This window comes from Flagellimonas olearia (genome assembly GCF_009184425.1).
GTDB lineage: Bacteria > Bacteroidota > Bacteroidia > Flavobacteriales > Flavobacteriaceae > Flagellimonas > Flagellimonas olearia.
The window spans coordinates 450,155-469,531 of sequence record NZ_WELG01000001.1 but is presented as its reverse complement, the minus strand read 5'-3'; the positions used below and the strand labels follow the sequence as shown (position 1 = coordinate 469,531).

The window sequence follows — 19,377 nt, the reverse complement described above, 5'->3', positions numbered from 1 at the left end:
ATTGATTACAGAACTGAGCAAGTGTGGAGTGACCCTTATCGAACCCTCCGAACAATGTCCCACTATCCTTCCGCAAAGATTTGTCAACCCAAAAAAGCACCCTATACTGTCCCTTCTGAAAGGAAGATTCAAATCTGCTTTTGGTAATTGATTCCCTTAATTTTGGCATCATACTATCCGAAAAGTGTACTTTTATCTCTCATTTTCATAAAAGATTGATTGCGAAACATTAGAAACACGACCAGCCTCATTCGCTTATTGGCCCTTTACATATGGATCATGGCTCTGGGCTATTGGTCCCCCCAACTGCCAACAGAGGTACAGACAGGAAAAGGGTCCACTTGGTTTCAATTGGATGGTCGAACCGATGGCTCCATACACTTGGTTCCCAACCAATACGATGAAGGGACGCTGGAGTCCAGATTGACACCGACAGATCCTTACCCCCATCACCACCTTTCCTTTCCTTGGCTGGTTGAAAATTCTCTTCAATCAAAAACCCCTAAACTTTACCCGCTTACAGATCATGTCCATAGTTGGATCGAACAACATAAGGCGGACCTGCTATATCCCTTCCATTTTTTCTTTTGAAGCTTCTTTTCCACTTTGCCTAGACGTCTATGCGTCTTTGCACTTCATTTAGCCATCCGGCTAGTATACGCCGGGATTTATCAATTTATTTAAAATAGAACCATGGAATTAGAAATAATGGCCATAGGAGCGGTTATCATAGCTCTATGCGCCGTGCCGTTCATAGCAACGGTAAGAATCAGAAAGAAGGAAGAAAAAGTATTGTTGGACGGATTGAACACCATAGCGAAATCACATCATAGTGATGTCGGGATCCATGATTTCGGAGTGGATTTTGCCATTGGACTTTCAAGTGCCAAAAACCATCTCTTTTTCTATAAAGAACAGAAAAAGGGCAAGACCATTACGGAATGTATTCCGATCAACTTGATTCAAAGTTGTATGATTCACAAAGTCAAACGGCGAGTGAAAACAAAAAAAGGTACAGAGGAAGTCCTCCAAAGACTTGAACTGGTCTTCAATCTGCATGGAAGCGAACCTTCTACTTGTAGTTTACCTTTCTATGATTCGGAGCAGCATTACCAACCCTCTGGAGAACTCCCACTAATCGAGATGTGGGAATTGACCATTAAGGAAGCTAGAAGGTTCTATCCAACCTAAAACCTGTCTTAGCAAAAGGAAAGGTCCCAATACTGGGACCTTTCCCATGAAAAATCAAAACAAGGGGTCAGTTGGAATGTGAACGAAGAACCAACCAACTGAGGGTACATCCCACCAGTGCCAAGACGATAGCGATTAGTGATCCCATCCGGTCATTGCCTGAACCGAATACCACACCCCAAGTCATTATCAGGTGTACTGCGGCAAACACCATGGTGATCAATCCTATACCCATAGCTATGCGAGCCAAAGATTTTTCCGATCTCGTCTTTGCCCTTAAGCCTATGACAACACTGGTAAGTCCCATTGCTGCTTCTGTCATGACAAGGGTACGTTGGAGTGCAATTCCCTTGATATCACCGTCACCTGTGACGGTGATTGCCCTTCCAAGGCCCGCCACACCTAATTCGGCTTGTGATGATTGGAAAACAAAACTTCCTATCGCCAAGAACATCACAGTAAAGGCTAAGTAAGTAAACAGTATCCTAAAAAAATAATTCATAGGGTCATCTTTTCTTATAAAGATAGTTATTATACCTACGATACCACGGAGAACAAAGACTACAATTGACACTATCCCACTTCCACCCGTCCATCAATCTGGTATCAAGGTATAAAAGGTTGTTTTCCAAGATGGTCATGACATACTTTTTGATGGTTGTTCCCCACAACCAGATATATTTTAATTATTGACATTACGTAGACATGTCACTACAAACACAATGGTTTCCACTGGAATTCAATAATCCGGAATGTTTGGTCCCATACCCGGATCCAGTCCGACAATATCTTTAAGTAAGGAAGCAACATCATGTATCGGCATAGTCCGGGAAGATCAGGAGTTGAACAGCTTGCACTGACAGGTCAAGCGTTGCAATAAAATGGATATGTGGCCCAACCATTTCCTTGGACAAACTCCTAGTTGTACTTATTTAAATACTCCACTGGTGTCATACAGGTTATTTTCTTGAATGTGACCCTAAATGCCTTGGGATCATTGTAACCCACATCGTACATAATTTCATTGACGGTTTTTCTTCCTTTCTCCAATTCTTTCTTGGCCGCCTCCACCTTAACGCGCTGTAGGTATTCAATAACGGTATTTGAGGTGGCCTTTTTGAAACGTCTTTCAAAGGTTCGCCGGCTCAGGGCCATTTTTTGGGAAAGCCCATCTATGGTAATCCTATCCTGATAATTTTGCTCAATATATTCCTGGGCCTTCAAAATCTCTTCATCACTATGTGATTTTTGTCCCTTGAAAATGATAAAAGGCGATTGACTGATACGACTGATATCTATTTCGAAAATCTTTGAAGAGAGAATTGCCATTTCCCGTCCTGCAAACTTTTCAACCAAATACAGGTTTAGGTTCAAAGAGGAGTAGGCACCCCCGCTGGTATACAAGCCGTTCTCATCGGTAATGATCCTATCATCGATCAAGTTTACCTTGGGGTACATCTCCCTAAACTCCCTTGCCGCCAACCAGTGTGTAGCACACTCCTTTCCATCGAGCAGACCTGTCCCGGCCAATATGAATGCACCGATACACAGACTCGCCACCTCGGCACCCTTGTTATATTGTTCCCTGATCCAAGGAATGAACGCACCGTTCTTTGCGACCACTTCCTTATAATCCCCATGAATTGCCGGAATAATGATCAAATCCGTTTTGTCTATCTCCTCTATGGTAGTATTGGGTATGATACTGAACAACCCATTGCTTGATCTCGCTTTCTTATGGGTTCCCACAAGATGGGTGGAGAACAAAGGGAGTTTACCAGCCCTTTCCAATGCTTTATTGGTCATATTGAACATTTTAAAGGTCGCTTCCAAGTTGCTCAGACTGGAATCACCATCGGGAACAAGTATTGAAATATGCTTCATTTTCTGAAAAATCAATTGGTGGATATACACCCAAAGGTACAAGAATGCACTGTCGCAATCAACCCGTAATATTGACGTAATGACACACTCCGTGTCCCCATAGGTAGGTTTATCTTTGGTATCGTCTTGAGGCTTAAAACTAAAGAAATCGAACAAACAGGTTGTTCCATCCATATCCGAATCCATCGAAGGTTTTAAAGATGGGATGGACACTATAACTGACATCCTTGGAATGTTGAAATGCAAGCCTAATGATGAACCTTGTGTGCCCGTGAAGCCACAATAAAAACAAAAAGTTTCAACCGCCCAATATGACGGCTACCAAGCCCTTTGGGTGTGGCAATGTACTACAACATACATAAACCCTTATATTATGGAAAAGGTTATTTTAAGAGACTATGACACGGTGACTGCAAAGCTTATGGAATTGTTCTCTTCATTGACAAACGAACAGATCAATAGGAGACCCTTCAAAACCGGTTGGACCGCTGGACAGGTTGGTGACCATTTGGACAGATCATACGATATTTCCCATGTTTTGATGGGACAGGTAGAGGATACCCACCGTCCACCGGATCAGAAACTGCCCGAAATCCGTGCATTATTCTTAAATTTTGACATCAAAATGGATTCACCAAAAGCCATTGTCCCCACAAATGACCCCATTGATAAGAGCCGTCTACTTGGCAGTTTGAAAGAAAAGATCCAATGGGTCAATGAACATGGCAAAAGAATGGATCTATCAAAAACCTGTCTGGATTTTGCCATTCCGGAATATGGCCCATTTACCCGCCTTGAGTGGATTGGGTTCAATACTGTGCATACCCAACGCCATATCCATCAATTGGAGCAAATCATCAAAAACATATCCCAATGACTCTTGGAAAAATTTGGGCAAACCTGGGTGTTGAAGATGTTAAAAGAACCCAAGAATTCTATCTGGCCCTAGGGTTCGAACCAAATGGGAATCCCTCAACCGATTTGGTAAGTTTTTTGTTCGGCAAGGAAAAATTCGTCATCCATTTCTTTGAAAAGCAAAGACTGAAAACAAGTTTGGAGGGTGAGGTGGCCGATCTACAACAGGGCAATGAGATCATGTTCACCCTATCAGCTGAAAGCAAGGAAGAAATGCACCAGTGGATGGATACCATTAAAAAAGCAGGGGGGACCATCAGGTTTGACCCGCGAAAAAATCGAAAAAAATTCTATGATGACAATGGTTATTATGTCAGCGTTTTTGCAGACCCCGATGGCCATTTGTTCAACCTGTTCTGTAATTTGAACAGATAGATCCATAAAAATAAGAGCACAACTAAAACCCTAAAAACCATAATCATGAAAACTATTTGGTTGAATTTACCCGTAAAGAATCTCAGCAAATCCAAGGAATTCTTCAATGCCATCGGATTTCATGAAAATCCAATGCATGAAAAGGCCGAACACTTGGGAAGCTTCCTCATTGGGGAAAACGATTTTGTATTGATGCTGTTTCCCGAGGACACATTCAAACAATTTACAAGAAATGACATCCATGATACACAAAAAGGAACGGAGGTATTGATCAACATTGATGCCCAAAGCAAGTTGGAAGTGGATGAAATGGCAAAAACCGTCAAAAGTGCCGGGGGTAAGATTTTTTCCGACCCAGGTGAATCCGATGGATGGATGTATGCTTTTGGCTTTGAGGATTTGGACGGTCACCGATGGAGCATGCTTTATATGGACCAGGGGAAAATGCCCCGATAAGGTCCTATGGATAGGATGCAACAAAAATTCAGCATAGCCATGGATGCCCCGACCGATTATGTTTGACACATCTTATGGGGCAACGAAATTTATCGAGAATGACCTCAGTTTTTGCAAAGGGTTCTCAGGAGGAAGCAAGATCCTCTTATTGATCTCCCAATAGAAACGAGATGATACACAAACAACGCAAGGTCCATGGTAAGTCCATGTCCATTGGACATTTGGGATTGCCTGTTAAAATGGATGCTATTGGAGAGTACCACAACTACCTTGTGAACACTTGGAACCAAGCCTTGGAAAATGCATAAGAGTTCGTAGAAAACAATCATAAAAAAACAAAAAAATGAAAGTAAACACCTATTTAAATTTTGATGGAAACGCCGAGGAAGCGTTCAACTTTTACAAAAGTGTATTTGGGGGCGATTTTATCGCCAATATAAAAATGGGGGATGCACCAGATGCCCATAAACTCTCTGTTGAGGAAAAAAACCGCACGATGCATATTTCCTTGCCCATTTCAAAGGACACCATTTTAATGGCTTCCGATATAGTGCCCTCCATGGGACATTCTTTGAAAAATGGGAACAGCCACTATATTTCCCTACATCCCGACAGCAAGGAAGAAGCCGATCGTTTGTTCCATGGATTATCCGAAAACGGGGATATAGAAATGCCAATGGCCGATCAATTTTGGGGAGATTATTTCGGGAGTTTCGTGGATCGATTCGGGATTTTCTGGATGATCAACTATAATCCACAGGCCCAATAATGCTTTTTTAAGTTCCAGTATGCACAACGGTTTGAACGGACAAAAATCAAGAATGGTGGAGGTATTTCGAACCTCTGTAGCCACAATTGAAATAGCGGAATTCCTTTTGGAAAAGCTCCAAAGGGAGTTCCCCTGTTGTGAAATAAATTTCGATTTGGAGGATTGCGATAATATCCTGAGAGTGGCAACCATGAGCAATAGCTTGGATCCCATGCCCATCATACGATTGGTAGAAGAATGCAATGTGGACATACAGGCATTGGTCGATGAGGTTCCCCAAAAAGAAAACAAACCAGGAACATAACTTCCCAAATTCAATATCTACAATGAACATCGGGTCTTGGATAGACTTGTTTCAAAATCAAATGAAAATGAACCTATCATACCAAATCTTTTCAAACACGGTATCACCATTTCTGGTCCGCTTCCGACCGTGTCCAAACCACAGTTCCTTGTCAACGGGAAATTACTTTGGTGCAATGACTCCAAGTGGATAGGGAGACCGGTAGAAACAATCCATACATTGTAGAAAACACTTGTGTACCATAACCACTCATAGAAAGGAGAGAATTTGCCACTAAAATAAAATTGGAACAGTGGTAAAGAAAATATCACCGCTGCTTGGCACTGGAATTCAGTGATCCAGATCATTTTAAGGTCTCCCATTTGTTGGTCCTTATCCATATGTTTCAGACCAATGGATACTTTACGAGGTTTTCTTGATAACGCAATTACACCTGAGGAGTTTAAAAGAAACTTCCGTCATTATGAAATCCCTCACAATAATAAACAGCCACTGCTACACGGAAAGTACACATCAATCCACTGTACACACATGCAATAACCAAGGTAATCCATCTTTTATTTGATTTATTTTTATGTAACCAAAAAGTTTCATATTTTTGAGAAACCAAATGGTTTCATATTTAAAATTAAAGTAATTGTGACACTAGGACCGAAACAGATGGGAGAGGCCATCATCAAAAATCTAAAAGAGAAGACAGGGAAATCCCTAGAGGAGTGGGTTCAACTCATCCTTATCCATGAACTTACGGACAAAAAAGAAATCATGGACTTTCTAAAAAGCGACAACCGGTTAGGACATTTTCAGGCCCTGAAAATCTTTGAGCACCACAGTGGAAAGGACATTTATAAAGATCCGGATAAACTCATTGACCAATTCTTTGATTCGGAAAGAACCAGAACATTGTTTGATCATGTAAGGTCAAAAGTATTTGAAATTGGTGATGACATAACGTTACGTCCGTGTTTGATCTATATTCCGTTTTACCGGAATAGGCAATTTGCGGTCCTGACCAAAACCAAAGGGGACAAAATCATCTTGGGACTCAACCTTCCAGAAAACCATACTGGTAATGGCTTACTTGAACCCACTTCAAAACTGGGCGGCAGCGAGCGGATCAATGCGAAAACAACCATTAAAGGGAAGAATGATCTCAACGCAATGCTCATGGACCTGATCACAATCTCTTATAACAACAATTAACCATGCCCAAATCAATACAGTTTACAAAGATATACGATTTTCCAGTGGAGAAAATGTGGAATGCCTTGACCGATCAACAGGCGCTCAGTGAATGGTTGATGCCTTGTGACTTTCTCCCAGAAGTTGGACACAGATTCACCTTTAGGACAAAATCATATCCGGGGTTCAATGGAATCGTTGATTGTAAGGTTCTTGAGCTAAAGGAAAAGGAACTGTTATCGTTCAGTTGGAGCGGAGGTTCCCTTTCCGACTCGGTGGTGACGTTTCGGTTGACCGATCTGGACGGTAAAAAGACCCGCTTGGAATTTGAGCACAGTGGATTTAAAGGTCTAATGAACACTTTCTTGACACGAAAAATATTATCCATTGGATGGAAAGAAAAGATCCTTACCGTACAACTTCAAAAATACCTTGAAAATGAGTGATGTATTCAAAGCCATTGCGGACCCCACAAGAAGGGAAATCCTATTGATGCTTGCACAACGATCGGAAAACATTTGCATGATATCGAAAAAATTTCAAATGTCGAGAACAGCGGTTTCCAAACACATAAAAATACTGGTTGACAACAATTTGGTAACCTTACAATCAGGAAAAGAGGATGGTAGGGAACGGTACTGCCATGCCCGGTTGGAAGCTTTGGCCGAAGTAAATGATTATATCATCAGATTAGAAGGCTTTTGGAACTCCAAACTTGATGGACTCAATGATTATTTGGCCAAAGGTGAAGACCATTGAAATATCCAAAAGGAAGACAATCCCCAAGTACAATTCAAAAATAAAACAACAGAATATGGAAAGTATCGAACAGATCAATTACATAAAAGCGCCCATTTCAAGCCTATACAAAGCCCTGAGCTCAGAAAAGGGCTTAGGAGAAGTCTGGACCAGAAAACTAAGAGTAAGGCCGGAACTTGGTTTTGTCAATGAGTTTGATTTTGATGACGGTTATATGACCAAGATGAAGATAATCGAATTGAAGGAAGACGAGAGAATCGTATGGGAGTGCATCGCTTCCGACAAGGAATGGGTGGGCACGCATATCTCTTTTGAACTGTCCGAAAAGGATCATGTGACCAAAGTACTGTTAAAGCACTCAAACTGGCGTGAAATGACCGAGTTTTATCAATGGTGCAATTACAACTGGGCCATGTTCTTGTTCAGTTTGAAAACCTATTGTGAAAAGGAGAAAGGTCTTCCCTTTCAAGAAAGGGATTTTTAATCCCCATAAAGTGTATAAATGCGGAAGGTTGTTTTCGCTTCCGCTTTTACCAACTGCATTTTATGTCATATGATGAATCATATACTATATGTGATAATTGCTCAAACCATTATCTCATTGACCAATCTGTCTCGATAAAGGCCCCAAAGCATATTTGCAATGTTTATCGGGCTATGGAGCCGAGTACCATTATCGATACTGCCGTGGATCATCAACAGGGCCACATAAATATTTTTGTCCTTTAAAGTATCGGCCAAACAATACATCATAGATCTTAAAGCAGCACTTGTCATGGATAACGAAGCGTATTCCGGTTTAGGTTCAACGGCAATACTCCCTCCAATTATCAATATGCTTCCTTGGGTTCTCTGCAGACTGTTGGAGAAAAATTTGGACGCTGTCAGCAAACCTATGACATTGACCCTATAATCATGGACCAAACCTTCTTCTGACTCTTCCAAAATATTGTTATGGACGATATGCGCCACATTATATAGTATGGCATCGATGGTACCATGGGCCGATATGATTTCTTTAAAGGTGTTCAAGAGGGTATTACTATCTGCCACATCTGCTTCATAAACCGAAACAACCTGTCCATTCCCAGAGATGTCCTTTTTCATTCTTTCCAGACGAGATCCATCACGGCTTATCAACAATATCTTGAACCCCTCTTTAAAAAACTTTGATGCAGTGGAAAGCCCGACCCTTGGTCCGGCCCCTATGATCAATATCGTTTTCGTGTCCATATAAAAATTTTCCGTTCATTATCAATCGATTCTGGTATTTTGAGTGGTTCGTATCAGCCATTCCCCTTCGTTCTTGAACATCAACATGGTCAAGATCCCCTTGCGATTCTCGATTCGACCCTCAACCTTAAAAGAGGGCCAATACCACGTAGCATGCACCAAAGCGGTATCATCCTTGATCAAGTCTATACTTTCAAGTTGTAGGTTATAGGTCATGTTCTGCCCCATTTCCTTTAATTCATCATGGGCCTTTTGATGGTTCTCGACATTTACCTGATTGGACCTGAACCAAACGCCAGACCACGTGATAAAATCGGTGTCAGTGGTAAAAAGCTCTCCCCAAGCCTCAATATCATTCAAGTTCCAAACTTCTTCGTAGGTTCGAAACACATTTCTGATTTCCACTTTATGTTTCATGTTCAAAATGGTATTGTTAAAAATGAATCCTGTCTCCTTTGCTTGGCCCTGTGCCATAACACTGCTACTCAATGAGAACGATAAAAATACTGTCCGAATGAACCTATTGTACTCTGCTCCCAAGCCTAAAACTTTCAATTCCATATGATGTTTATTTTAATACAAAACTAGGTCTATTGAATGCCTTGGAGCGTGATTGAAATCACGTAAGGGCACTTGTCCAAAAATTGATGGATCCCTCAAGAAATACTGTTCCCTTTAACGATGGAAAAGAAAATAGCCATCGGGCCCTTGCTTTCCATTATACTGGAACAACACCCTTAAAATCCGTACCTTTACCAGAACATCCGTTTTAGGCCAAAACAGTATACGAAGTGATGTACGACCCAAAAGTTATCCACGATTTTCATCAAAAAATAGCTTTCAAGTACCCCTATGTAAAAAAAGAAAGTTGGCTAAAACTCGAAGAAATCTCCATTGTCCAAACCCTAAAAAGAGATGAGGTCTTATGCAGGGAAGGTGAAAAATTGAACCATGGAATTTTTGTAGTGAAGGGACAGCTGAAATTATTTCACATAAATGAAAGTGGGATTGAACGTATCTCCACCTTTTGTACCGACAATGAGTATATGGACAACTGGAGCGATATACACCAACAAAGCCCTCTTCCCTACTCCATAAGTGCCCTTACAGACACCCTCCTCATCAAATACCCCCTAAGGGAGATGACCACGATCTTCAAGAAGGAATCTGACCTGTTACAACTCTGTATCGATCTATCACAGGCAATCATACAAAAGAAACAGGAGCATTATAGAATCCTTACCCTAAAATCCCCAATAGAGCGGTATGGGCTTCTCTTGGAAAACCGAAAGGAGTGGGTACAGGCCTTTTCCTTGACCAATCTTGCCAAATATTTGCACATAAGCAGGGAAACCCTTAGCCGGACAAGGGCAGCCTATTTAGGAGTGAAAGCTCAGACTGAAACAGAATAGAGAGCTAATGCCATGGTTTCATTAATACCCAACAAATGACTCGAAAACCGACATAACATATTACTTTCACTTGGAAAAGATGTGTATAGTAAGAGTACCAATAAGGTATCGATATACTCTCCATAAGATAAAAATATAAGGTGATTCAAATTAACTCCTTTAAACAGTTCCTTATATTCTTCCCATACGATCAGAAAGAAATATCCAAAGAATCATTTACTAAGCCCCATCAACCATTTTATAAATTCAATATGCAGTTCATCCTAATATATCAGGTTGGGACTACAAAATGATATCAAGTATTGGAATTCAATCCCTGTTTACTTTAATCAAGAAAAGCCCTAAAACCGTGAACAACCCATTTACCGCTATATTCATAAAGCCAAAATCAAAATTGAACGCAGTTTTCATATATACACTCAAACCATAGGTCAATATTGGAGCGGTAATACAGAGAATGGGGACATATTTATCTTTAATATCATACCTAGTGAACATCCCGAAGAGAAACATTCCCAACAGAGGTCCATAAGTATATCCCGCCACCCTGAAGATATGGGATATAACATCACCTTGACTGTGGGAGAATGCCATTATGATCATAAATATTAAAATTGAGAAGCCCACCAAAGATGTGTTTTTAATACGACGCATTTTTTTGGCAGACTTATGGGATATATCCAGAAAATCATAACAAAAAGAAGTCGTCAGGGCCGTTAAGGCAGAATCAACACTTGAGAAAGATGCGGCAATAATTCCAAGAAGAAAACTAATGCCAACAAGGACACCCAGATGGTTCAGCGCCAAATTGGGAAAGAGATTGTCCGTATTTAAATAAATCCCTGATTGGTCAACTTCCAGCAGTAATTGAATATCGGCCGCATAGATGTATAACAATACCCCGAGACCTAGAAAAAGAAATTGGGTCAAAGCCAATACAATACTGTATATCAATGTATTCTTCTGGGCATCCCGAAGACTTTTGCAAGTGAGCGTTTTCTGCATCATGTTCTGGTCTAGACCAATCATGGCAATGGCAATAAGAACCCCTGCAACAAACTGTTTATAAAAATTGTTCCCTGATTTGCCCTCCCAATTGAAAACATCAAAATACTTATGATGGGAAACCGCCTCTACCATTTCCAGGAATGAAAAATCAAGTGCATTCTTAATTCCATAAATAGTGACCATGGCTCCCAAAATCAGAAAGAATGTTTGCATGGTATCAGTCCATACAATGGTTTTGATTCCAGATTTATTCGTGTATAGCCAAACAAATATCAAAATGATGGCCACCGTTATGAAAAAGGGGATCCCATGCTGCCCAAAAAAGGCAAAATGCAAAATCTTTGCAGCTAAAAGAAGGCGCAATGCAGCTCCAAATGATTGTGATACAAGAAAAATCAACGAGCCCATTCTATAGGAACCGTTTCCAAATCTATTCTTTAGGAAACCATAAATGGACACAAGTCTTAATCTATAGTAAATTGGTAAAAGTACAAATGTGATGAACAGATACCCTACTACATTTCCCAGTACAAATTGAAAAAAGTAAAGATCGTTGTTCGCCACCATGCCCGGCAATGAAACAAAGGTAACTCCCGACATGGCACTTCCAATCATACCAAAGGCCACTAAAAGCCATGGGGACTGTCTATCACCGGTAAAATACGTTTCACTACCTACCCTTCTGGAGGTCAGATAAGATATCAGTAGCAACAATGAAAAATAAGCTGTAATCGCAACAAGGACTATGTAGGTATTCAAAATGTAGTACTATTTTATATTGAATGATTTTAATGGTGAATCTGTATTCCTCCCTTTTCCCAGATCTTAGATCAGATGATTTTTATTTGTTCCTCCAAGTAAACTTGCTTGGAGCAGAGTCCCGTGGTGATTCTTCCGAAGTCTCCATAGATCGGTTCATACTTAACCCATTCCCAAAGGAAACTGCCCTTAATGCTAACCAATCGATTATTGTTGAATACTTTTGTGAATGAATTTTTCGGCCTAGTTTTTTTAGCCTTTCCATAAAATCTCCTTACGGTTTCTTTATTGGCAATGATTTAGGGTATCCAGAATCCACTGTTTTGTTATCGTTCCAAGAAATTCTAATGTATTCCTTACCCCGAAAAAGAAATAGTTTGTTTGAAATTTCATCATAGTAAGCAGCGTCAACATTGCCATTTTTCCAACTAAAGGGCCATCCTTGATAGCGGTTGGAAATTTTATCGTCAAAATTGACAATGGTCATATCCGGGATGGAAACGGTAAGAAGGCCACTTCCCTTAAGTAGATATAGTTTATGGTCATCATTGGTTATAAAAGCCGCATCTATGTTTCCGTTTTGCCATGTTGTTGGTAAATCTTTGATCCATTTTTTCAGAGGCATTAAACGGTCTTCATTGAACTTTTCGTCAGGACCAAAACTGATGGAATGCCCACCCATTAAAAAGTAAATTTTATTTTCTGTCCTATTGTAAAATGCTGCATCAATTTGATCCTGCCATTTTTTAGGGACCACGGGGTGATGATTTTTTTTTGTAAGAAAGAAACTGCTCTCACTAGCTTTTGAATCCGAGTACGCAACGTGATCACCCAATAAATGAACAACTTCATTCTGACCATCAAGATTCCTAAAATAGCTAGCAGTAATATAAGGCCATAGTAAATCTTCACAATAATTTTGATTATTGGAGCAATTTTCCAAGATATGGGTATAATCAACGCTATCATTACTTTTTGGCTTAATATCGCCTTCTATATAATATGTCCCTTTTACATCTTCCCTAACACTAAAACATCCCGCCACGGCTATTGCATGCCAATGATTGGACACTACATATAACGTATCATCCTTATTTATAACCTTTGTACCATCAGGATTCCTTAGAATCCTGCTATAACAATAATTTTGTGCCGTCGTTTTGGACTTTTCTTCTTTGATTATTATATGTTCCGGAATCCCCTTTTCCATTAATAGGTCTTTCATTTGCCCCGCTTCACAAATTTGCGAACCATGCGCTCCACACCCACCTGAAACTATGATGTAATCAAACTGTCCATTCTTTGATAGATATAGGCTGTGCGCAAGCTCTACCCTTTCAATCAAAGTTTGTTGGTTGGCAGAACCAAGGACCAACATTCCCACATTATTGTGATCCGTATAATATGATGATCTTGATCCAATATCAGGTTCGATTGGATTACCAAACAAGATTAAACCAAGTCTAAGGAGCAATGTTAGTGTGTACATGTTGACATATTTAGATAAACCAAGTAGATTTTGGTTAATTGATAATCAAAATTGTAATATTCATTAAGCTATTATGGAACATTGGTATATATATTTGCCTTGAAAAAACATACCGGTTAGACCATGGTACAGTTTGTGTATTTATTCATCAAACCTAGATTACCTCGATTCGACCATTTACCCTTTTGATGTTTCCCAAAAGTCCGTTCCTTGAGGGGTCATGCCCGAAAACCGAAATCATCCCTAAAAATAGTTGTGATATAATGCTTAAGGGTTTACTGGAGCAGGTGGATAAAGAATCCCTTCATGGATATCGACCACTAAGGTTTTCTATACTTTATAACCGCCAATAAAGCACAATGGTCCGAAGCATCTCCCGGACAGATACGCTTGGTTTCCATTACCTCCCAATTATCATTCTTGGGATGGAGAATGTAATCAATCTTTTTTCGCATTCCCGTTCTGGTGGAGAAAGTATTTCCCAATGATTTATCGGATTCCGAAAACTCTTCAAAAACAACCTCCATCTCCGAAGAACCGGGTTCAGCATTTAAATCCCCGCATATAAGGGTTGGGGCCCTATCCACTTTATTGACATAATAATTAACGGCTTGTTTGATATGAACCTCCCTTTCTTCCAATTCAGTGGAAAAATGGGATGTATTAAAATAAACATAAGTGCCTTGATCTATTTCCAGCTTCACAAAAGGAATTACAACCCCCGTACTTCCCGTTCTGTACCCCTGTATTAAATGTTCCTCCCGAATTGGATATGTGGAAAGAATAGCTGAGCCATAATCACCCCCTTGAAAGTCCCTAAACTTAAAAAAATAACTGTCCATTCCTGTTCGTTGCCCCAGTTCCATTGCAATATCAAGACGCTCAGATCGCTCAACCCCCTTATCAACTTCCTGGAGAGCCACGATATCCGGGGACTCGTTATTTATGATTTCAGCAAAACGATCCATATCGATATCCCCATTGGTTTTTTCCCCGTGAAAGATATTATACGTCAGAATGCGAAAAACATACTCCTTCCCTTCTTCGGGCGGAGTATTTTCTTTATCCGTTTCCGCTTCCGAACTACAAGCGATAAAACTCAAAACAAACAACGATATCCACATGACAACACTTGATTTGGACTTTTTTAAATTTTTCATTTTATATTAGGTTTAAAATACTATCTAAAAAAATTGACTTTTCAGATTACGTTAAAACAGTTTCAATACATCGGCCCCCTCAATGTGAAGGCGCACAGTTAAACATAAGTCATGAACAAAAATCACAAGAGCCTAGAGGGCCCTTCCTGTGTTCATTCTGTTTTGACCTTTCATGGGCCAGGGAGAATCTGCGGGGCCACTATCCTCCACTAAAATTTTATATAAGATCACCTGAAAATTCTTTACGGCTTCTACATAAATGCTTCCATCATCAGCTATGGTGGGGGAGTTAACGGTATTATCCCCAAGTTCAAATATTTTCAATGCTTCCCCCAAGGGATCTACAATATGGAATTTACCATCAACAGAACCGATATAAATATTGCCATTGATATCCACCGCAGGAACACTTTCCTTAACAGATGTTGGATAAGTCCATGCTAAGGAACCATCCATAGGGTTTAAAGACACCAAACCCGAAGAGGCACCCGTATATAAATCACCTTCAGGTCCAATAACAATACCGGAATTGCCAGCGCCTTCCAATTCCGCAAACCATTTTACAGCCCCATCGCTTCCATTGTCCGTTATGGCTATAACGCCATTATCCGTGGTCACGTAAACGGTTCCGTCCCCGTCAATGGACAATGAAGAACCTAGACTTCCGATAACTGCAACAGGTTCGTTCCATTTTGGTGATCCATCCATTGCGTCAAAGGCCCATACCTCCCCGGCAGTGGCTGTCATCAGTATATATAATGTACTTTCATCCTTGCCAAGCACAGGAGAAGAATAAAACGGTGTTTTGGAACCATCTGCCGATTCATGGTGCCAAAGCAATGTACCATCTGAAGACCAGCCATACACACCCTGTGACCTAGTCCCAACATACACATCACCATTACTACTTATTGCCGTCGTTGAATTTGAGATCCCACTACCTGTTGTTTGTTGCCATAGAACATTGCCATTTTCCTTGTTAAATTTGAAGACGGCATCCCCTAGCCATGCAGAAGTATATATCGATCCATCGGGCCCTATGGAAGGTGCATTTCTGGCATTTGCCCCAAAACCATATTCCCATTTTTTCTGACCCGAAGTATTTTGGTCAACTACGGCAACCATTGTACTCAATGCCCCTGCAAACCCCTCTAAATAATATACTGTACCATCATCACCTATGGCCGGTGCAGAAGAGCCGTCATTAACATTGGTTACATCTGTCCCATTATTAAATGACCAAGCGATTTCAGCAGAAAAAGACCCTTCTTCTTCCAATACAGTGATATCATTGGATTCTTCAACCGAAACCCCAAGAATATCGACTGCCGTTAATATCACCTTATAATTACCCGCCTCACCATAAACAAACGACACATCCTTTCCTTGGGAAGAAGAACCTTGTCCAAAATCCCAATTCCAGGAAACAATCTCACTGGAACCCGGTTCGGCCGAAGCCTTAAACAAAACCTCATCTCCAACCCGTATTTCCTCTGGACTATAGCTAAAATCCACATATGGTTTAAGCGTATTGTCCATCCCTTCTTTGTCACAGCTAACAAATACCACGCTTGCCATACAAAGCAAGCCCAAAACTCTCATTTTCATAAAACATCTTCTTAAAACAGTTAAAACAAAACCAGAAAAAGTAAGCCTCATCAATTCTGGTCGACTCTATGATATTATATACTCTAACTTAAAAAGTGGGAGCAAAAACAATACTCTTGAATACGGTATTTGTTGGCGCCGATACAATATGATGAACCGTTGCTCCCGCAAGGGTACTACCACTGGGGTTTACGATTTTTTTAACCGAAGATGAGCTTCCGATCGTTGTAACATATAAGGTTACGGTACCTGATGTTATTTCCCCCGTTATACTTTTTATTCCAGGCACGGAAACAGCTCCTTGGGCCACCCAACCACCTGAATAAGTATACTTTAAGATTTGCCCTGCCGAATCATCCACAACATAAAGTTTATCAGGCGTATTGTTGGTACCTGTATCGATCAACACAAATTGGTTGGGAGAGGTAGCTGTCAGGGGATACCCGGGAAAAGCTTGTATGGTAGGGGTCCCGCTTGTAGGTGGAACAGAGCCGGTACCTACTCTGGCAATTCTTGGACCTCCCGATATGGTTGTTGAAAGATACAGTCTTTCATTATTGTCATACAAGTAAATACTTCTTGACCCTGACGGTCCTCCCAAATCCGTGGCAGCAACTCCCGATGACCCCATAGGCAAGTATCTTATATTTCTTTTTGAACCCACTGCCCAAAATCCACTACCATCAATACTGGCCACACATCTTGTGCTACCGATATCCGTACTTGTTGAAGTGTAGGTGTTAATGACCCCATCCGCTGAAATTAAACCTACAACCCGCTCAGATATGGGATAGGGAACTGTTACATTTTGTGCAAGGTCGTATCCCATCAAAGAAACGGATTGCCCATCCCGGGACAAGGTCATCAATCCTTCATAATTTCCGCTCCCTATTCCAGTAATCTTCTTGTTGAACTCAACCCCACCAATAACTTGGTCTGTTACCGGCATGTTCAGTGTCCTGATCAAAGTACCTGACGGAGAATATTCATCCACATAAATTTGTGTGGTTTTACTGCTTAAAGCAGTCCCGTTTCCATATCGCATAACCAATAGGTTTCCTTCACCAAAAAGATTATCCTTCAGTTCCACAGTAGCTTTAAAGGGATAATGGTCTCTTGTAGGGTTAGGTGTCTTGATTACTTCCCTTGAAATTATACTTGATGTATGGGCTTTGTCCACCAGTACGTAATCAATCTTTTTCAAATACGTTGAATCTGGGACATTATGTGCTGGAAACGTAAAATAATCATAAATGGAACTGGAATACCTATTCTCGGTATCGTCAAAATGTCCTAACATCACATCCATGACCCCGGAGCCCGGTAGAGAGTTCAGATCCCCACCAAGAATCATGGGCAAATTACTATAGTATCTTAAATACTCGATGGTTTCATTTGCCTGTTCCACTTTATCATCACTGGAAAAATGAGTAGATGCCAGAGAGACCATCCTACCATTGGCTAGTTTTGCCCTTGCCGTTAAAAGTGCTATGGTTCTATTGGGTTGGCCACTTCTCCTGACCGTAAGGCGGTTGTTCCTAATATCCGATAGAGGGTACTTTGACAATATCCCCAATCCGTATTCCCCACCATCATAGTCATAATGTTTTTCGAAGGCATAATAATTGAGTCCGCTTATTTGGGATGCGAGCCATGCCGTCTGGTCTATCCCTCCTGATGACACCGTGTTTTTGTCGACCTCTTGAAGAAATACAAAATCAACCCCTGAAGAATCGATTACAGTGGCGATATCGGACAATTTATCAACTCCATTACGATCTTTTCCCCGGTGTATGTTATAGGTCAACATACTAACGGTATTGCCGGAACTTGCAACGCTTTCAGTAAATTCAGGGGCAATTCCACTATCTTCCTGAATAGTATAATCATACTTGGAACAGGACGCCCCTAAAACAAAACAAGATGTGACCAAATAAAATTTTAACGTTCGTAACTTATTTTTCATGGTTTTTCATTTTGGTTATAAATAGTTTTAACTTTTTCAATCAAATCAGTTCTATCAGCAACGATACCATCCATTGGACTTTTCACAAAAGATCCCATCATATATCCCCTGCGTGCGCCCTCGAGAATTATTTCTTCCTGTAAAAAATAGCCGATTGAACCAACAAAATGCAATGGATGATGAACCAGTTCTTTTTGATACCATGAGATAAGGTCATCGAACAGTTCTCCAATTCCTCTTTTGATGATCCGTTCCATAAAAGGAACACTTCGATTGTCAATCAAAAATCTCGAGAAACCTGCCAAATAGGAACTTGGGTTCCTATTTCCATAAAGATTTTTCATTATGACTTCGAAAGACAGATCATACTGTTTCCCAAACCTATCAAACAATTCATGCGGCATTTTCTTGTAGAAATAAGCTTGTAGCAATTTCTTTCCAAAATAGTTCCCACTACACTCATCCATGACCATATATCCCAATGAGGGCTGCTTGACATGGATACTTTCCCCATCATAATAGCAACAATTGGAACCTGTCCCCAAAACGCATACGACCCCTGGCCTGGAAGTGGCACCCAATACTGCAGCGGTCAAGTCTCCTTCAATGGTTATCCGGGCATTTGAGAAAAAATCGGCTAGTACTTTTCTAAGATTTGTGCACGACTTCCCGTTTGCACATCCCGCCCCATAGAAAAACACCTTTTCTATCTCTTCTTTCAAGGCGTTCAATTCCCTGTTGCCATATACGATTTGACGCATTTGACCACTATTGAGCAATCTTGGATTCATACCACTTGTCGATATCCTTAAAATGGTTTGTCCGCTATTATCAAAGATCACCCAATCACATTTGGTGGATCCACTATCGGCAACTAGTATCATAAATCATTAACCTTTTATACTAT

Annotated in this window: 23 protein-coding genes; 13 read left to right on the top strand and 10 right to left on the bottom strand. The window is 40.6% G+C overall.

The annotated features are described in order from the left end of the window. The first annotated feature begins 219 nt into the window (after positions 1-219). Positions 220-591 carry a hypothetical protein gene (locus F8C76_RS18830; protein WP_152130214.1) on the top strand — a complete coding sequence of 124 codons (372 nt, stop codon included), beginning with the start codon at positions 220-222 and terminating at the stop codon, positions 589-591. A 102-nt stretch (positions 592-693) separates the two neighbouring features. Further along, entirely contained in the window at positions 694-1,191 is a 498-nt protein-coding gene (locus tag F8C76_RS01880; RefSeq protein ID WP_152130213.1) for a hypothetical protein, read from the top strand. Between the two features lie 67 nt (positions 1,192-1,258). Here F8C76_RS01880 and F8C76_RS01875 read toward each other — a convergent pair whose 3' ends face one another. Together F8C76_RS01875 and F8C76_RS01870 are read right to left on the bottom strand one after the other, a co-directional pair. After that, the gene (locus tag F8C76_RS01875) at positions 1,259-1,645 is read right to left on the bottom strand and encodes a DUF6223 family protein (RefSeq protein WP_152130212.1); all 387 of its coding nucleotides are present in this window, start codon (positions 1,643-1,645) and stop codon (positions 1,259-1,261) included. Positions 1,646-2,109: 464 nt separating this feature from the next. After that, a complete protein-coding gene (locus F8C76_RS01870) occupies positions 2,110-3,300 on the bottom strand; it encodes a GlxA family transcriptional regulator (protein ID WP_249042335.1) in 1,191 nt (396 codons plus the stop codon). 148 nt (positions 3,301-3,448) lie between these two features. Between F8C76_RS01870 and F8C76_RS01865 the strand changes: the two genes are divergently transcribed. The 10 genes from F8C76_RS01865 to F8C76_RS01825 all read left to right on the top strand — a co-directional run bounded on the left by F8C76_RS01865 (position 3,449) and on the right by F8C76_RS01825 (position 8,319). Then, positions 3,449-3,952, top strand: a complete 504-nt coding sequence (locus F8C76_RS01865; protein WP_152130211.1) for a DinB family protein — start codon at positions 3,449-3,451, stop codon at positions 3,950-3,952. Further along, positions 3,949-4,365: a VOC family protein gene (locus F8C76_RS01860; protein ID WP_152130210.1), complete on the top strand. Its 417-nt coding sequence runs from the start codon at positions 3,949-3,951 to the stop codon at positions 4,363-4,365. The genes F8C76_RS01865 and F8C76_RS01860 overlap by 4 nt, the downstream gene beginning before the upstream one ends. A 45-nt stretch (positions 4,366-4,410) precedes the next feature. Next, positions 4,411-4,821 (top strand): VOC family protein, encoded by a 411-nt coding sequence (locus tag F8C76_RS01855; RefSeq protein WP_152130209.1) that lies wholly within the window; start codon positions 4,411-4,413, stop codon positions 4,819-4,821. A 170-nt stretch (positions 4,822-4,991) separates the two neighbouring features. Further along, a complete protein-coding gene (locus F8C76_RS18640; protein ID WP_170283943.1) occupies positions 4,992-5,129 on the top strand; it encodes a hypothetical protein in 138 nt (45 codons plus the stop codon). A 35-nt stretch (positions 5,130-5,164) separates the two neighbouring features. After that, entirely contained in the window at positions 5,165-5,590 is a 426-nt protein-coding gene (locus tag F8C76_RS01850) for a VOC family protein (RefSeq protein WP_152130208.1), read from the top strand. A 52-nt stretch (positions 5,591-5,642) separates the two neighbouring features. After that, a complete protein-coding gene (locus tag F8C76_RS01845) occupies positions 5,643-5,894 on the top strand; it encodes a hypothetical protein (RefSeq protein WP_152130207.1) in 252 nt (83 codons plus the stop codon). A 639-nt stretch (positions 5,895-6,533) separates the two neighbouring features. Continuing rightward, on the top strand, positions 6,534-7,097 hold the full coding sequence (locus F8C76_RS01840) for a DUF5655 domain-containing protein (protein WP_152130206.1): 564 nt from the start codon (positions 6,534-6,536) through the stop codon (positions 7,095-7,097). Positions 7,098-7,099: 2 nt separating this feature from the next. Next, complete coding sequence (locus F8C76_RS01835) at positions 7,100-7,522, top strand: SRPBCC family protein (protein ID WP_152130205.1); 423 nt, start codon at positions 7,100-7,102, stop codon at positions 7,520-7,522. Then, on the top strand, positions 7,515-7,835 hold the full coding sequence (locus tag F8C76_RS01830) for an ArsR/SmtB family transcription factor (RefSeq protein ID WP_152130204.1): 321 nt from the start codon (positions 7,515-7,517) through the stop codon (positions 7,833-7,835). Before F8C76_RS01835 ends, F8C76_RS01830 begins: the two co-directional genes overlap by 8 nt. Before the next feature lie 55 nt (positions 7,836-7,890). After that, positions 7,891-8,319 carry an SRPBCC family protein gene (locus tag F8C76_RS01825; RefSeq protein ID WP_152130203.1) on the top strand — a complete coding sequence of 143 codons (429 nt, stop codon included), beginning with the start codon at positions 7,891-7,893 and terminating at the stop codon, positions 8,317-8,319. A gap of 101 nt (positions 8,320-8,420) precedes the next feature. Here the strand turns inward: F8C76_RS01825 and F8C76_RS01820 are convergent, their stop codons facing one another. Beyond that, entirely contained in the window at positions 8,421-9,068 is a 648-nt protein-coding gene (locus tag F8C76_RS01820) for an SDR family NAD(P)-dependent oxidoreductase (protein WP_152130202.1), read from the bottom strand. A gap of 21 nt (positions 9,069-9,089) precedes the next feature. Then, on the bottom strand, positions 9,090-9,629 hold the full coding sequence (locus F8C76_RS01815; protein WP_152130201.1) for an SgcJ/EcaC family oxidoreductase: 540 nt from the start codon (positions 9,627-9,629) through the stop codon (positions 9,090-9,092). A 233-nt stretch (positions 9,630-9,862) separates the two neighbouring features. Between F8C76_RS01815 and F8C76_RS01810 the strand changes: the two genes are divergently transcribed. Next, positions 9,863-10,480: a Crp/Fnr family transcriptional regulator gene (locus F8C76_RS01810; RefSeq protein WP_152130200.1), complete on the top strand. Its 618-nt coding sequence runs from the start codon at positions 9,863-9,865 to the stop codon at positions 10,478-10,480. Positions 10,481-10,789: 309 nt separating this feature from the next. Here the strand turns inward: F8C76_RS01810 and F8C76_RS01805 are convergent, their stop codons facing one another. From F8C76_RS01805 to F8C76_RS01780, 6 genes are all read right to left on the bottom strand, one after another. Then, positions 10,790-12,247 carry a sodium:solute symporter gene (locus F8C76_RS01805; protein WP_152130199.1) on the bottom strand — a complete coding sequence of 486 codons (1,458 nt, stop codon included), beginning with the start codon at positions 12,245-12,247 and terminating at the stop codon, positions 10,790-10,792. A 274-nt stretch (positions 12,248-12,521) separates the two neighbouring features. Next, entirely contained in the window at positions 12,522-13,736 is a 1,215-nt protein-coding gene (locus F8C76_RS01800) for an ElyC/SanA/YdcF family protein (RefSeq protein ID WP_152130198.1), read from the bottom strand. A gap of 320 nt (positions 13,737-14,056) precedes the next feature. After that, positions 14,057-14,896, bottom strand: a complete 840-nt coding sequence (locus F8C76_RS01795; protein WP_152130197.1) for an endonuclease/exonuclease/phosphatase family protein — start codon at positions 14,894-14,896, stop codon at positions 14,057-14,059. 132 nt (positions 14,897-15,028) lie between these two features. Then, complete coding sequence (locus tag F8C76_RS01790; protein WP_170283942.1) at positions 15,029-16,504, bottom strand: outer membrane protein assembly factor BamB family protein; 1,476 nt, start codon at positions 16,502-16,504, stop codon at positions 15,029-15,031. 88 nt (positions 16,505-16,592) lie between these two features. Next, positions 16,593-18,470 carry an endonuclease/exonuclease/phosphatase family protein gene (locus F8C76_RS01785; RefSeq protein WP_152130195.1) on the bottom strand — a complete coding sequence of 626 codons (1,878 nt, stop codon included), beginning with the start codon at positions 18,468-18,470 and terminating at the stop codon, positions 16,593-16,595. Then, complete coding sequence (locus F8C76_RS01780) at positions 18,467-19,354, bottom strand: N-acetylglucosamine kinase (protein WP_152130194.1); 888 nt, start codon at positions 19,352-19,354, stop codon at positions 18,467-18,469. Before F8C76_RS01780 ends, F8C76_RS01785 begins: the two co-directional genes overlap by 4 nt. Positions 19,355-19,377: the final 23 nt, after the last annotated feature.